This window comes from Streptomyces sp. NPDC088252 (assembly GCF_044740965.1).
In the GTDB taxonomy this organism is placed as follows: Bacteria; Actinomycetota; Actinomycetes; order Streptomycetales; family Streptomycetaceae; genus Streptomyces.
Genome location: NZ_JBIURS010000017.1, coordinates 28,123 through 42,686, shown reverse-complemented (window position 1 = coordinate 42,686; position 14,564 = coordinate 28,123). Strand labels below are relative to the sequence as shown.

At 70.9% G+C, this 14,564-nt stretch carries 11 protein-coding genes and 2 pseudogenes; 11 read left to right on the top strand and 2 right to left on the bottom strand.

All coding sequences use genetic code 11. The annotated features are described in order from the left end of the window. The first annotated feature begins 184 nt into the window (after window positions 1-184). From ACIOHC_RS29190 to ACIOHC_RS29170, 5 genes and pseudogenes are all read left to right on the top strand, one after another. Window positions 185-772, top strand: a complete 588-nt coding sequence (locus ACIOHC_RS29190; protein WP_365692275.1) for a dihydrofolate reductase family protein — start codon at window positions 185-187, stop codon at window positions 770-772. 121 nt (window positions 773-893) lie between these two features. After that, window positions 894-1,827: pseudogene (locus ACIOHC_RS29185) on the top strand (transposase). 147 nt (window positions 1,828-1,974) lie between these two features. Beyond that, the gene (locus tag ACIOHC_RS29180; protein WP_351081167.1) at window positions 1,975-2,451 is read left to right on the top strand and encodes a DUF6643 family protein; all 477 of its coding nucleotides are present in this window, start codon (window positions 1,975-1,977) and stop codon (window positions 2,449-2,451) included. Window positions 2,452-2,711: 260 nt separating this feature from the next. After that, the gene (locus ACIOHC_RS29175; RefSeq protein WP_351081168.1) at window positions 2,712-3,320 is read left to right on the top strand and encodes a hypothetical protein; all 609 of its coding nucleotides are present in this window, start codon (window positions 2,712-2,714) and stop codon (window positions 3,318-3,320) included. A gap of 140 nt (window positions 3,321-3,460) precedes the next feature. Continuing rightward, on the top strand, window positions 3,461-5,887 hold the full coding sequence (locus ACIOHC_RS29170) for a right-handed parallel beta-helix repeat-containing protein (RefSeq protein WP_351081170.1): 2,427 nt from the start codon (window positions 3,461-3,463) through the stop codon (window positions 5,885-5,887). On the opposite strand, the pseudogene ACIOHC_RS29165 reads toward ACIOHC_RS29170, so the two are convergent. Continuing rightward, window positions 5,857-8,252 (bottom strand): annotated as a pseudogene (locus tag ACIOHC_RS29165) (hypothetical protein). The gene ACIOHC_RS29170 and the pseudogene ACIOHC_RS29165 overlap by 31 nt on opposite strands. 189 nt (window positions 8,253-8,441) lie before the next feature. Between ACIOHC_RS29165 and ACIOHC_RS29160 the strand changes: the two are divergent. The 4 genes from ACIOHC_RS29160 (at window position 8,442) to ACIOHC_RS29145 (ending at window position 12,138) form a co-directional block, all read left to right on the top strand. Next, entirely contained in the window at window positions 8,442-9,278 is an 837-nt protein-coding gene (locus ACIOHC_RS29160; RefSeq protein ID WP_351081172.1) for a DeoR/GlpR family DNA-binding transcription regulator, read from the top strand. Between the two features lie 245 nt (window positions 9,279-9,523). Then, the gene (locus ACIOHC_RS29155) at window positions 9,524-9,994 is read left to right on the top strand and encodes an SRPBCC family protein (protein ID WP_351081174.1); all 471 of its coding nucleotides are present in this window, start codon (window positions 9,524-9,526) and stop codon (window positions 9,992-9,994) included. Between the two features lie 66 nt (window positions 9,995-10,060). After that, window positions 10,061-11,557 (top strand): SDR family oxidoreductase, encoded by a 1,497-nt coding sequence (locus tag ACIOHC_RS29150; protein ID WP_401844610.1) that lies wholly within the window; start codon window positions 10,061-10,063, stop codon window positions 11,555-11,557. Window positions 11,558-11,658: 101 nt separating this feature from the next. Further along, entirely contained in the window at window positions 11,659-12,138 is a 480-nt protein-coding gene (locus ACIOHC_RS29145; RefSeq protein ID WP_351081177.1) for an SRPBCC family protein, read from the top strand. Window positions 12,139-12,174: 36 nt separating this feature from the next. Here the strand turns inward: ACIOHC_RS29145 and ACIOHC_RS29140 are convergent, their stop codons facing one another. Continuing rightward, a complete protein-coding gene (locus ACIOHC_RS29140; RefSeq protein WP_351081179.1) occupies window positions 12,175-13,308 on the bottom strand; it encodes a PLP-dependent cysteine synthase family protein in 1,134 nt (377 codons plus the stop codon). Window positions 13,309-13,514: 206 nt separating this feature from the next. Between ACIOHC_RS29140 and ACIOHC_RS29135 the strand changes: the two genes are divergently transcribed. Both ACIOHC_RS29135 and ACIOHC_RS29130 read left to right on the top strand, forming a co-directional pair. Then, window positions 13,515-13,832 (top strand): hypothetical protein, encoded by a 318-nt coding sequence (locus ACIOHC_RS29135; protein WP_351081181.1) that lies wholly within the window; start codon window positions 13,515-13,517, stop codon window positions 13,830-13,832. A 192-nt stretch (window positions 13,833-14,024) separates the two neighbouring features. Beyond that, entirely contained in the window at window positions 14,025-14,546 is a 522-nt protein-coding gene (locus ACIOHC_RS29130; protein WP_351081183.1) for an ATP-binding protein, read from the top strand. Window positions 14,547-14,564: the final 18 nt, after the last annotated feature.

The following is a 14,564-nucleotide window of genomic DNA, read 5'->3' as shown; positions in this document are numbered from 1 at the left end:
AGTGCGACCCCGGTTCGTGATCGATTGATCTCAGCGACCTTGATCATCGGATGTCGCTCATTCGTCACCGACCCGCCTTCCCTGGTGAGCCGACGCCGCCGCAGGTCCCTCGCCGGTCGCCGATGAGTTTCACGGTCATAGGAAGTCGACAGGGGTGATAGCCGACAAGTAGAAGGGGCCCGCGATGGGCAAAGTGTTCACTCACATGACGATGTCGCTGGATGGGTTCGTTGCGGATCCAAATGACCAGGTCGGGGAACTGTTCGACTGGTACGAGGCGGGGGAGGTGACCGTGCCGAACCCGAACGAGACCGTTTCGTTCCAGGTCGACGACGCCAGTGCGCGGGCGCTACGAGAGTTGACCGGCAACTGCGGTGCACTCGTCGCCGGCCGACGCCTGTTCGACATCGCCCATGGATGGGGTGACAAACACCCGGCAGGCGCCCCCGTCGTCGTGGTCACTCATCGCGCGCCTGAGGACGCCGCCACAAAGTGGCCCACGACGACGTTCGTCGATGGAGTCGAAGCCGCGATCGCCCGGGCCAGACAGATCGCCGGCGATCAGGACGTCACTCTCGCGAGCGCGACGATCATCCGGCAGGCACTCGATCTCGGTCTGGTGGATGAGGTACGTGTCAGTCTCGTGCCGGTGCTGTTCGGCGAAGGGATCTCCTGCTTCACGAAGCTGGAGCGGGGCCACCAACTCCTCGACGACCCGATCGTCGTCCAGGGACGCCGTGCCCTTCACCTGCGGTACCCAGTCCGACGTTAGCCTCGCGCTGTCGTGAGCGGTGCTGTCCGAGGGTTGATCAAATGAGCGAGGAGTGCCGCTGACCTGGGATGATGGGATTCGTCCAGGATCCGTTCGTCGTCAGGAGAGCTGTACTCCTCAGATGAAGAAGCGTATCGGGTCTCATCCCTGTGTCCGCGTCGAGGGCGGTGGCCGCGGGGTGGTCTCGCAGGGCGGGGCCGTGCTGCTGGCCGAGACGGTCCGCAAGTTCGGCCTGGACACCGCGATATCGACGGCGTTGGCGCCGTGGCGCAAGCCGCGGGCGGTGCACGATCCGGGCAGGGTCTTGCTGGATGTCGCACTCGCGACGGCTCTGGGCGGGGACTGCCTCGCCGATGTCGCCATGCTGCGGGCCGAGCCTGACGTGTTCGGCCCGGTGGCATCCGACCCGACGGTCTCACGGCTCGTCGACGCCCTTGCCGCAGCCGGGCCGAAGGCGCTCACCGCGATCCGGTCGACGCGGGCCGAAGTACGCTCGCGGGCCTGGGAACTGGCCGGGGCGAACGGTCCGGCGCCTGGGTCGCGGAGATCACCGACATGCCCGACCTGACAACGTGGCCCAAAGGCATGCGGCTGATCGTCCGCAAGGAACGCCCGCATCCCGGCGCACAGTTGCGCTTCACCGACCTCGACGGACTACGGCTCACCTGCTTCGCGACCAACACCAAAGGCGGCCAGCTCGCCGACCTCGAACCGCGTCACCGCCGCCGGGCACGCTGCGAGGACCGCATCCGAAACGGGGAAAGCGGAACCCGGCGCCCACCCGACGCGACAGCCGGGCCGCCAACCTGCCCCAACCCCGAAAAGACCGCACCTCGCAAGCACGACGCCCCCGTCAGCGAACCGACGAGGACTCATGAACGATCGAGGTTGAGGGCTGTCCCGCCATCCCTGGCGGGCGCGCGACGACAGCCACGGCACCTCGCCGCGTTGTCGGAACGTCCGCATACATCCAGTATGCGGACGTCCCTCCGCCTTGCGATGCACCGCATCCGACGCGCGCACTGATCCACCACGGATTACGGGACAACCCATAGTCATGGGCCCTTCAACGGAATTGCCCCCGCTGTTATCGGAAGCCTTAACGCTGGTTTAGCAGGTCAGGCGGACAGAACCAGCGTAAAACGGATGACCCCAAGATTGGGACTCCCCAACCAGCACATCGTGGGCTTAACTTAGGTGTCATGACCTCCCCTCGCTCCACCTACGGCGGCGGCTACTACGCCGCCCCGTCGTTCCCCGACACTCCGATCTACGACTCCCTGGTCGCGGAGCGGGGCACCCCTCAGATCGCTCCGATCCGAGTGCCTGCCGCCTATGACACCGGCAACAGCTATCTGCCGGCTCTCCCGGCGGCGCTGCCGGCTCTTCCCGCGGCCCCTTCCCAGCCCAACCCCTCGTACGGCCACCCGCAGCCTGCGCAGCAGGGTTACGCGCCGATGCAGCCCGCGCAGCTGCAGCACGCCCCGGCCCCGTACATCCCGCAGCAGCCGACCGCGGCCCGCGGCGGGTACCAGGCGCCCTATCCGCCGCCGCAGCAGCAGCGGTCCGCGCCCGGCACCGGGTACGAGGCCATGCGCCCGGCGTCACCGCGGCCCGCCCCGGCCCCCTCTCCCTACGAGGACCCGTACAACCGCCCGTACCAGGGCCGGGGGTACTGAGCCGGTCATCACGGACGGTCGCACCGAGGTCGTCGTCGAGCCATGGGGACTCGCCGGCGACCTCGATGTACCCGCACCGGGCCGAACGGCCCTTCTCGCCGCACGCACGCCCCGGACGGACCGTCAGCCCCGACGGTCGGCGGGGAACTCACGGGGGTGGTCCGTGCGTTGGGCGGGGTGATGTTGCTCTCTCTTCGTCGCTTCATCGTGCGAAGCGTGCCGTATCGGGTTAAGAGGGATACGGAAGGGGGTGCGGGACTGTGCGAGCGGTTACGGGAGTGTGGCGCTGGCGGCGCAATCCTCTGCGCCGCGCCACCGACCGGCGCGAGGCGTGGGTGGCTCTTGCAGCGCTGCTGCTCATGGTGCTGGTGGCGCCGGCGCTGGGCTGGGTGTGCGGATCGCTCACCGACGACGCCCTGCAGGAATCGGTGCGCACCCAGCAGGCACAGCGTCACGCCACGACAGCGGTCGTGGTGCGCCGGGCACCGGACCCGCCGCATTTCGTCTCCGATCCCGAGGTGTCCTCGGAGCACGCCCCGCAGACCCTGGTGGTCGCGCGATGGAAGGCTCCGGACGGCACGAACCGGCACGGTACGGTGAGCACGCTCTCCCGGAAGACCCGTCCCGGTGCCGTCGTGGAGATCTGGACCGACCTCGACGGCCGCCCCGCGCTGCGCCCCATGGACGCGCCCACGGCTCGAACGCATGCGGCGCTGGCCGGGTTCGGGGTGGCGCTGCTCGCCGCCGGACTGGTCGAGGGAGGCCGGCGTCTGATCGTCTGGCGCATGGTGCGGAAGCGGTACAACCGGATCGACCGGGCCTGGGCAGCTGCCGGTCCCGACTGGGGCAGAACCGGGACCGGCAGCTGATCGGGTCAACTCCCGCCCGTCGCGCGCGCTACGGTGGACCGGCCCGCCCCCTTCCTCGGCGGGCGGGCCCGGGGTTCGCCGCTGCCTGAAGGCCGGTGACCGGGCATCACACACGCACGAGGCGGGGACACAACAGCGCCATGGCACAGGGCACGGTCCAGGTGACGCACACCGGCACATCGCGGTGGCGGCGCCGCACAGGCGAATACGCCTCCCTCACCGCAGCCCTGGAGGCCGCGGCGGACGGTGACGTCCTCACCGTCGCTCCGGGCACCTACCGGGAGAATCTGGTCCTGCACCGCGCGGTGACCCTGCGCGGTCCCGAGGGGTCGGTCGGCTCCGTGCGGATCGCTCCGGTCGACGGCGTGCCGTTGACCGTCCGCGCCTCCGCGGTCGTCTCGGACCTGCATGTGGAAGGGCAGGACTCGACTGCTCCGGCGCTGCTCGTCGAGGACGGCGCCCCGGAGCTCGCGGATCTGCGGATCGTGACACGTTCGGCCGCCGGGATCGAGGTGCGCGGTGCGGCCCGGCCGACCGTGCGCCGCTGCACGGTCGACAACCCGGCCGGCGCCGGCATCGCCGTACTCGACGGTGCGGGCGGCGTGTTCGAGCAGTGCGAGGTCGTATCGGCCGGCCAGGCCGGCGTCTCGGTGCGTGACGGTGCGCATCCGCGGCTGGAGCGGTGCCGGGTCCACCACGCGTCCGGCGCGGGGCTGAGCATCACCGGCGAGGGCAGTGGCCTGGAGGCCGTCGGCTGCGAGGTGTACGAGATCAAGGGCAGCGGAATACAGGTGACCGCCCGCGGAGCCGCCCACCTCACCGACTGCACGGTGCACCGCACTTCGGCGGACGGCGTCACCCTCGACACCGACGCCGTGCTGACGCTCGCCGACTGCGACATCCACGACATCCCGGAGAACGCGGTGGACCTGCGTTCCCGCTCGGTCCTCACCCTCACCCGCTCCACGGTCCGCCGGTTCGGCCGCAACGGTCTCTCCGTCTGGGATCCCGGCACCCGTGTCGACGCCAACCAGTGCGAGATCCACGACAGTACGGGCGACTACCCGGCGGTCTGGGTGAGCGACGGGGCGACCGTGATACTGGACTCCTGCCGGGTCCACGACGTACCCGACGCCATCTTCGTGCTCGACCGGGGATCGCGCGCCGACGTGGTGGACAGCGATCTCTCCCAGATCCGCAACACCGCCGTGTCGGTGAGCGACGGGGCGACCGCCCAGCTCGACGACTGCCGCATCCGCGAGGCGTCCACCGGAGCCTGGTTCCGCGATCACGGCAGCGGCGGCACGCTGAACAACTGCACCGTCGACGCGGCACAGACCGGAGTGATCGTCACCAAGGGCGCCGACCCGACGATCGAGCGCTGCACGGTCACCTCGCCCGCCGAGGCCGGTTTCTACGTCTCCGCCGAGGGACGCGGCACCTTCCACAGCTGCCGGGTCACCGGCAGCGAGGGCTACGGCTTCCACGTGATGGACGGCTGCCGTACGACGCTGACCCGCTGCCGTACCGAGCGGTGCGCCCGTGGTGGCTACGAGTTCGCCGAGGGCGGCGACGGTCAGGGATCGGGACCCGTCGTGGAGGACTGCACGAGCGACGAGAGCGCGCTGCGTGCCCCCGCTCCGCCCGCCCCCGCCGTACTGACGGCGACCCAGTCGCCCCCCGGGCTGCTCGGCGCGGTCCCGGGGCCGCGCGCCGTCGAGCCCTCCCCCGCCGAGGTGCCCGCCGCCGAGCCGGTACGTGCCTCGGACGCCGTCCTCGGGGAGCTGGACGCGCTGGTGGGCCTGGACAGCGTCAAGCGGGAGGTGCGTGCCCTCACCGACATGATCGAGGTCGGCCGCCGGCGTCAGGAGGCGGGGCTCAAGGCCGCTTCGGTCCGGCGCCATCTCGTCTTCACCGGCTCCCCCGGCACCGGCAAGACCACCGTGGCCCGGCTGTACGGCGAGATCCTCGCCTCGCTCGGGGTGCTGGAGCGAGGCCATCTCATCGAGGTGTCCCGCGTCGATCTGGTCGGTGAGCACATCGGATCGACCGCGATCCGTACCCAGGAGGCCTTCGACCGGGCGCGCGGCGGGGTGTTGTTCGTCGACGAGGCGTATGCCCTCTCGCCCGAGGACTCCGGCCGGGACTTCGGCCGGGAGGCGATCGACACGCTCGTGAAGCTGATGGAGGACCACCGCGACGCGGTGGTCGTCATCGTCGCCGGGTACACCCATGAGATGGAGCGGTTCCTCACCATCAACCCCGGTGTGGCGTCCCGTTTCTCACGGACGATCACCTTCAGCGACTACGAGCCCGCCGAACTGCTGCGGATCGTCGGGCAGCAGGCCGACGAGCACGAGTACAGCCTGGCCCCCGGGACCGGGGAGGCGCTGCTGAAGTACTTCAACGAGTTGCCCAAGGGCCCGGCGTTCGGCAATGGCCGCACGGCCCGGCAGACCTTCGAATCGATGGTGGAGCGACACGCGGGCCGGGTCGCCCAGCTCGCCGAGCCGAGCACGGACGACCTCAGCCTGCTCTACCCGGAGGATCTGCCGGAACTCCCCTGAGGCCGGGGGCCTTCGGGGCCTGTGCCCCGTCGGCCTGGCGGGGCAGGACCGGTGCGAGCCGGTCCAGCAGCGCTGCGCGTTCCTCCGCGAAGACCGGGTCCGCCTGGTAGTCCGAGTGCCCCAGAACGGGTTCGGGCAGTGGATGTTCGGGGGTCCGGCCGTAGACCAGCGGGTCCTTCAGCGGCCCCCGGTCCACCGCGGGCCCCGGTCCCTCGTCGAGCCTGACCATGCCGCCGATCGGGTCGGTGGCCCGCCACAGGTTGCGCCAGCAGTTCACGGACCGGTGGAGTCCGTGCAGCGGTCCGGGACCGAAGTAGGCCGGGAACCAGCGCCCGTACAACCGCTCGATCGGCGATCCGTAGGTGAGCAGCGCGACCCGGCTCCGGGTTTCGGCGGGCAGTTGCCAGACCGCGGAGGCGGCGAGGACGCTGCCCTGTGAGTGGCCGGAGATGACGAGCCTGCCACGGGTCAGTCCGGTCCAGCCGGACATCCGTGACGCCAGATCGGGGACGGCACGCTCGGCGTAGCAGGGCGGGGCGAAGGGGTGTGCGGCGCGCGGCCAGAACGTGCCGACGTCCCAGAGGATGCCGATGGTGCGCCGTGCGGAGGCGTCACGGTAGGCGCGCCGCCCCCAGGTCACGAAGAGTATGAACCCGAATCCGATCATCCAGGAGCCGGTGGACTGGGCCGCTTCGGCCACGGCCTCGACGAACGGGCCGCTGCCCTTGAGCGCCAGACCGGGCACCTCACCGCTCACCCAGGCCCCGCCGACCGCCGCCGCGCCGAGCAGCAGCGTGGCTGCCGAGACCGGGCCGAGGATCCAGGGCGCGGAGTCGGTCAGGGCCGCCGTGGCCCGGATCCGGGCGATCTGCCGGGTCCTGGCGGGATCCGGCCGCTCCTGCCCGTATTCCCGGTCGACATCGGGTTCCAGGGCGCGGGCGGCGAGCCAGGTGCGCGCCAGCAGCAGGAGGGCGGGAATCGCCAGGAGCACGAGGAGCACGGGAATCACCGAGGCCTGCCAGCTGAGCAGTACCGGTGGCCCCTCGATGGCGGAACCCCTGCCCATGCCCGGGGTACCGGATCCGTCGAGCCAGTCGGCGACGCGCTGGGCGACCCCGCCGGTCATGACGCCGCCGAGGGCGCACGCGAGCATGGCGACGACCGGTCCGCCGAGTCCGTTCATGACGGTGCGGGGTTCGGGGGTGCGGCGGTACAGGCTCAGTGAGACCACCGCGAGGACGACGACGAGCACTCCTTGGCCGAGGGTGACGACGCTGAAGGCGACGTCACCCGGCAGGGCGCCCGCCGACACCCAGGCGGGGCGCGACCACGACGCGTACGCCGCGGCGAGGCCGAGCAGGGCGAGCGCTGCGCCGGGCAGATAGGTGATAAGAGCCTGGTCGAGCCGGTTGTCGAGGCGCCGTTCGCTCCGGCCGCGGCGGCAGACGACCCAGAGCACCACGAGCGCGCACAGGAGCAGTGCCGCCTCGATCAGCCGACCGAGGATCCCGGGCACGGGGCCGCTGACGGCGCGGTCGTGGCGGGCCGCGGCGCCCGCAACCGATGCGGCGACGGTCAGGAACCCGGCGGCGGTGTGGGCGGCGCGCAGCCGGGCGACCAGACGGCGGCCGTACCAGAATCCGGGCCGGCCGAGGGCCGGCCGCCCAGCGGGGGCGGTGCCGGGCGTGCTCAGGTCGTGTCCGGTCTCCGGGTCGACGTCGTCCGGTTCGGACCCGGTGAGCGGGCGCTGTGACTCGTACGCGCTCCAGGTCCGGTTCGACAGGAACCAGAGCAGCCCCACCACGGCCGTCGGCACCAGCGAGGCGAGGGCGAGCCGCCGGCCCGGCTGGGACCACCAGCCGCCCTGGGCGGTCGACAGGAAGCCCAGCCAGGACCGCTGGTTCGAGCAGTCCGGCACGCCCGCGCACTGCCAGGCCGTCAGATCGAGCGCGACCTCGCAGGCCGCCGCGGTCAGCAGGACCGTGAGGCTGAGCGCGACGAGCCGGACGACGACGCCGTACAGGCGTACCGCGCGGGTTCGGGCGCGGGCGGTGGGGCGCATCCAGTGGGCGAGGTTGACGACCATGAACGGGAGCAGCAGCAGCCACAGGGCGCGGGACCCGTTGCCGGACGTGAGGTTGGACCAGCAGTAGGCCTCGGCGATGGGCCGGTCGCGGTACCGCTCCGGGTGTTGCTCGGCGTCCATGTCCTCGGCCCGCCGATAGATGGCGGCGGTCGCGTCGCCGGTGATCCGGACCGTACGCGGGTCGTCGAGCATCTCCTGAGGGGTGGCACCGCCCACGCCGTGGACCAGAAGTTCCAGCGCGGGCCCCGGACTCTGCGGGGCCTGGGTGTCAGGTGGCACTGGAATGACTCGCTCTCTCGGTCGTGGGGGGGTGTGCTGAGGCACGGTCACCAGAATCACGGAAGCGGACCGGTGCACGCATCGCTCTCACGGAATCTCCCCAGTGCGACGGCCCACGACACCGCGTGGCAGGATGACCCCGTCCGAAGAGAGCCTGCCGCACGGCCAGAGGGAAGGACCGTACCGGCGTTGAGCGAGAATCAGAACCTGCTCGCGGAGCAGCGGCGTGCCCTGATCCTCGACGAGGTGCGCAGGCGTGGCGGGGTACGGGTCAATGAGCTGACCCGCAAGCTGAGCGTCTCCGACATGACCGTCCGCCGGGATCTGGACGCGCTGGCCCGCCAAGGGCTGATCGAGAAGGTCCACGGCGGGGCCGTTCCGGTGGTCGAGGCCAGTACGCACGAGCCCGGCTTCGAGGCCAAGTCGGCTCTGGAGCTGACCGCCAAGGAGGACATCGCGCGGGCGGCCGCGGCGATGGCCGTGCCCGGCAGCGCCATCGCGCTCTCCGGCGGTACGACGACGTACGCGCTCGCCCAACAGTTGCTGGACGTACCGGATCTGACCGTGGTGACCAACTCGGTGCGGGTCGCGGATGTGTTCCACTCCGCGCAGCGTTCCGGGGCCGCGGGCGGATTGCGGACCGGAGCCGCCACGGTGGTGCTCACCGGCGGGGTACGGACTCCGTCGGACTCGCTCGTCGGTCCGGTCGCCGATCAGGCGATCGCCTCGCTCCACTTCGATGTGCTGTTCCTCGGGGTGCACGGGATCTCGGTGGAGGCGGGGCTTTCGACGCCGAATCTGGCGGAGGCCGAGACCAACCGCCGTTTCGTGCGGTCGGCGCGTCGTGTGGTGGTGGTCGCCGACCACACCAAATGGGGCACGGTGGGACTGAGTTCGTTCGCCACCCTGGCCCAGGTGGACACGTTCGTGACGGACGCGGGTCTGTCGGCCGCTGCCCGCGAGGAGATCGAGGAGCATCTGCCGGGCCTGCTCGTGACGGGCGGGATCGAGCCCGGCGCCTCCTGAGGCGCCGGGCGGTGTGTCGCTTCCGTACATCCTGGACCGGGCGGCGCACGGCCTGAGGGCTGTCCCGTCATCCCTGGTGGATCGGAGAGCGGCGTCGGATGCGGTGCTTCGCAAGGCGGAGGGCTTCCGCGTACTGGATGTATTCGGATGTTCCGGCCAACGCATGTTCCGACCAACGCGGCGAGGTGCCGTAGCTGTCGTCGTGCGCCCGCCGGGGGTTGCAGGACAGCCCTTAGGATCGTGCTGTGGCCGTCTTCCGGATCGAGCGCTTCACGCATCTTCCCACGGCCGAGGCCTGGCGTCGGGTGACGGACTGGGAACGGCACGCGGCTCACGTCCCGCTGACCACGATCACCGTCCGCACGGGGCCGCCGACCGGGACGGGGACCGTCTTCGTGGCGCGTACGGGTGTGGGTGCGCTCGGGTTCGACGACCCGATGGAAGTGGTGCGGTGGACGCCGCCCGTCGCCGGGCGGGCGGGGCTGTGCCGGCTGGCGAAGCGCGGTTCGCTGGTTCTGGGGCGGGCATCGATCGACGTGTGTCCGACGGACTCCGGGTCCCATGTGGTGTGGGTGGAGGAGCTGAGCGTCCGGCTGCTGCCGCGGTGGGTCGATCCGTTGATCGCCGCGGCGGGCCGCCGGATCTTCGGCCGGGTGCTCGACGGCATGCTGGAGCGTCCGGCCGAACCGTTTCCGCGGCCCGGCATGGTCGGGTGACCGTGTGCCACCGTTCGGAGTGATCCACCGGGCCCCGTGCGGCGATCCGGTGGAAGACTCGGCCGGGTGAGCGAATCCTCCGGTGACACGCCGCTGCGTTGCCTGGTGACCGGTGCCTCCGGGTACATCGGCGGCCGGCTGGTGCCCGCACTCCTGGACGCCGGCCACCGGGTGCGCGCGCTGGCCAGGACCCCTCGGAAGCTCCGTGACCACCCGTGGGCGGACAGGGTCGAGGTGACCGAGGGGGATGTCTTCGACGCCGCCTCGGTGCGCGCGGCGATGCGGGACATGGACGTGGCCTACTACCTGGTGCACGCGCTCGGCTCCGGGCCGGGGTTCGAGGAGAAGGACCGGGAGGCGGCCCGCATCTTCGGTGAGCAGGCGCGGGCCGCGGGGATCGGCCGGATCGTGTACCTAGGCGGACTCACCCCGGCCGGGGTGCCCGAGCGGGAACTGTCACCGCATCTGCGGTCGCGGGCCGAGGTGGGGCGCATCCTGCTGGATTCCGGGGTGCCGACGGCCGTGCTGCGGGCCGCGGTCGTCATCGGATCGGGCTCGGCCTCGTTCGAGATTCTGCGCCATCTCACCGAACGGCTGCCGGTGATGATCACCCCGAGCTGGGTGCGCACGTCGATCCAGCCGATCGCGGTACGGGACGTCGTGCGGTATCTCGTCGGCTGCGCGAGCCTGCCGGCCGAGGTGAACCGCACGTTCGACATCGGCGGCCCGGACGTCATGACCTACCGGGACATGATGCGGCGGTACGCCGAGGTCGCCGGTCTGCCGCATCGGGTGATCCTTCCCGTACCGGTGCTCACGCCGGGACTCTCCAGTCTCTGGATCGGTCTGGTGACACCGGTACCGCCCTCCCTCGCCCGGCCGCTCGCGGAGTCGCTGCGTCACGAGGTGGTCTGTCGCGAGCACGACATCGTCCGATATGTGCCCGACCCGCCCGGTGGATCCATCGGCTTCGAGCGGGCGCTGCGGCTGGCGCTCCAACGGATCAAGGACGCCCGGGTCGACACCCGCTGGTCGTCCGCTGCGGTGCCCGGTGCGCCCAGTGACCCCTTGCCCACCGACCCCGACTGGTCCGGCGGCAGTCTCTACCGCGACGAACGGGAACTGACCGTGCCGGTGGCGCCGGACGCGCTCTGGCGGGTGATCGAGGGGATCGGCGGCGAGAACGGCTGGTACTCCTTCCCGCTCGCCTGGGCCGTGCGGGGCTGGCTCGACCGGATCGTCGGCGGTGTCGGGCTGCGGCGCGGGCGGCGGGACGCACAGCGGCTGCGGGTGGGCGACTCCTTGGACTTCTGGCGCGTGGAGGAGATCGTTCCCGGTGAGCTGCTGCGGCTGCGCGCGGAGATGCGGCTGCCCGGTCCCGCCTGGCTCGAACTGTCGGTGGACCGCAACGAACAGGGGCGGACGGTCTACCGGCAGCGGGCTCTGTTCCATCCGCGCGGACTGCTCGGCCACGCCTACTGGTGGAGCGTATGGCCGTTCCACTCGGTGGTGTTCGGCGGGATGGCCCGCAACATCACCGCGGCCGCGCGTGCGGTCCGGTAGCGATGACCCACGCAACTCGCCTACAAGCAAAGACATCTGACGATATGCCAGCTATGGTGTGCGCGAACCGTCCGCCGCCGACCGCACGGGAGGTGCGTTCCGTGTTCCGTCGACTCCGCTCCGTGGAACTCGACTTCGTCGAGTCCGCTCCACTGCGACTGGTCTTCGCCGCCGAGGTCTCCGCGTCGCCGCAGGAGGTCTACCGTGCGCTCGCGGACGATGTGGCGGGCTGGCCGAACTGGTTCACCTCGGTGACGGCGGCCCGGCCCACCCGGGCGGGCACGGGGCGCGAGGTCCGCCTCAAGGGGGGCACGGTCCTGCGCGAGACGATCCTCGCGACGGAGCCGGGAGAGCGGTACGCCTACCGGGTCGACGAGTCCAACGCGCCTGGTCCGCGGGCGCTGCTGGAGGAGTGGCGGCTCACCCCCGCCGGGGCCGGGACGCGGGTGCGGTGGACGTTCGCCGCGGACGGTTCCGCACTCTTCCGGTTCGCGCTGCGGCTGGGCCGGTCGGGGGTGGGGCGGGCCTTCCGGGACGCGGTGCGCATGCTCGACGGACGGCTGACCGGGCCCACGGCCTGAAAGCGGCCGTGGACCGCGCGGACCCCGTTCCGTCGGCTATCCGGGCCAGTCACCGCTGCGCAGGAAGGAGTCGATGGTCTCCGTGTACGGGGCGATGTCCAGGCCCTGTGCGGCGAGCCAGCTGTCGGAGTAGTACTTGTCGAGGTAGCGGTCGCCGGGGTCGCAGATCAGGGTGACGATGCTGCCGGTGGCACCCTCCCCCACCATTTCCGCGACCAGTTTGAACGCACTCCACAGCCCGGTGCCGGTGGAGCCGCCCGCCTTCCGGCCGATGGCCTTCTCCAGGGCACGTACGGCGGCGACACTGGCCGCGTCGGGCACCTTCATCATCCGGTCGATGGCCCCGGGCACGAAACTCGGCTCCATCCGGGGCCTGCCGATGCCCTCGATCCGGGAGCCGCAGTCGCTGGTGGCGAGGGGGTCGTGGTGGGTCCACCCGTCGAAGAAACAGGAGTTCTCCGGGTCGGGCACACAGATCCTGGTGTCGAACTGCATGTAGTGCACATAGCGGGCGATGGTCGCCGAGGTGCCCCCGGTTCCGGCCGTGGCCACGATCCACGTCGGTTCCGGGTACCGCTCCAGTCTCAACTGCTGGTAGATCGACTCGGCGATGTTGTTGTTGCCGCGCCAGTCGGTGGCCCGTTCGGCGTAGGTGAACTGGTCCATGTAGTGGCCGCCGGTGTCGGCGGCCAGCGTCGCCGACTCCTCGTACAGCCTTCGCGAATCGTCGACGAAGTGGCAGCGGCCGCCGTGGAATTCGATCAGCCGGCATTTCTCGGGGCTGGTGGTGCGGGGCATCACGGCGATGAACGGCACACCGATCAGCTTGGCGAAGTACGCCTCCGAGACGGCCGTCGATCCGCTGGACGCCTCGATCACCGGCTTGCCGGGCCGGATCCAGCCGTTGCAGAGCCCGTAGAGGAAGAGCGAGCGGGCCAGCCTGTGCTTGAGGCTGCCGGTGGGGTGCGTCGACTCGTCCTTGAGGTAGAGGTCGATGCCCCACGCCTCGGGGAGCGGGAATCGCAGCAGATGGGTGTCCGCGGAGCGGTTGGCGTCGGCCTGGACCTTGCGTACGGCCTCATTGAGCCAGGCCCGGTACTCGGGGTCGGAACGGTCGATGTCGATGGTCGCCGCGGCCCGGCCGTCATGTGTGTGCTCACTGGTGCCCATCAGCGCGTTCCTCCTCGTGTCACCGGACTCTGCCCGTCAACGATATTCCCCCTACCTGCAGAAACGTTCACTTTGATGTCCCATAGCCCCGCCTTGGCCTCGACGGACCGGGCGGCCGTGACATTGCGCCGCGACGCGGCCTGGCGCGTCGCTCCCGGGTTGTGCAGACTGCCCATCAGAGACACCACGAAGGGGGCGAAGCGGCCATGCCGGAAACGGAGTTCAGCGCGACGGGGGTACGGATCGAGCGGTGGGCCCGCTCGCTCACCACGGCCGGGCAGGTGATCGTCAAGGACGGCAGGCTGGCCCTGCTGACCAGCTACGGGCGGGAGATCGACAGCGCCCCGGTGGTGGCGGTCAGCGCGGGCAGGCCGTGGTTCGCCGGGGCCGGTGCGGCCGTGGCACGTCTCAACGGGACGCGGTACCGGCTGACGATGGGGCAGCGCAATCACGGTCCGGACACGGCGGGGCCCACGCGCAGGTTCCTCGAAACGCTGCGCAGTGCGGGCGGTCGGATGATCTGACGGGGCGGCGCCGCCGGGAGGGGGCAACGCGAGTTGCGGACCCGTGACCCCTGAGCGACATTGGTCACACGTCACTCATGGTTTACCGGCGGTGACACTCGGATCCGCACCGTCGGGCCGGACTCAGCGGCTGGATGTCTGCTGGCTCCGTTCCTCCGTCCTCTTCCGGACCTATTTCGGGGAGTCGCAGCCGTGATCAGCGAGCCAAGCAGGCACTGCACGGTGGAGCTCCAGGCCCTGCCGTCGCGGATCGGTCAGGTCCGCAGAATCGTTTCGGCGCAGCTGCGCTACTGGCATCTCGATCCTTTGATCGACCCTGCGGCGCTCGGCGTCACCGAATTGCTGACCAATGTCCACCGGCACGCCCAGCCGGACAAGTCATGCACCGTCGAGATCGAGTTGCTGCTCGAACGGCTGACGGTGTCCGTCCACGATCACGACCCCCGCCTGCCGACCGTGCGCGAGGCCACCGCGTCCAGTACGTCGGGGCGTGGGCTCGCCCTGATCGCCGCGGTCAGCGAGAGCTGGGGGGTGCGCCCGAGGGGCGGGGCCGGGAAGGTCGTCTGGTTCACGCTTCCGGCACCTCCCCTGTTCGCCGCTCAGCCGCCCCACCTGGTGTACGGGGCGACGACTGACGGGCCGTTCGAGCCGGGCGCCGTCGTGTACCTGGAGACCGCCACGCCGTCCGCCGCCCGGTCGGCGGTGGTCGGGTAGCGGACGCAAGGAGGAGCG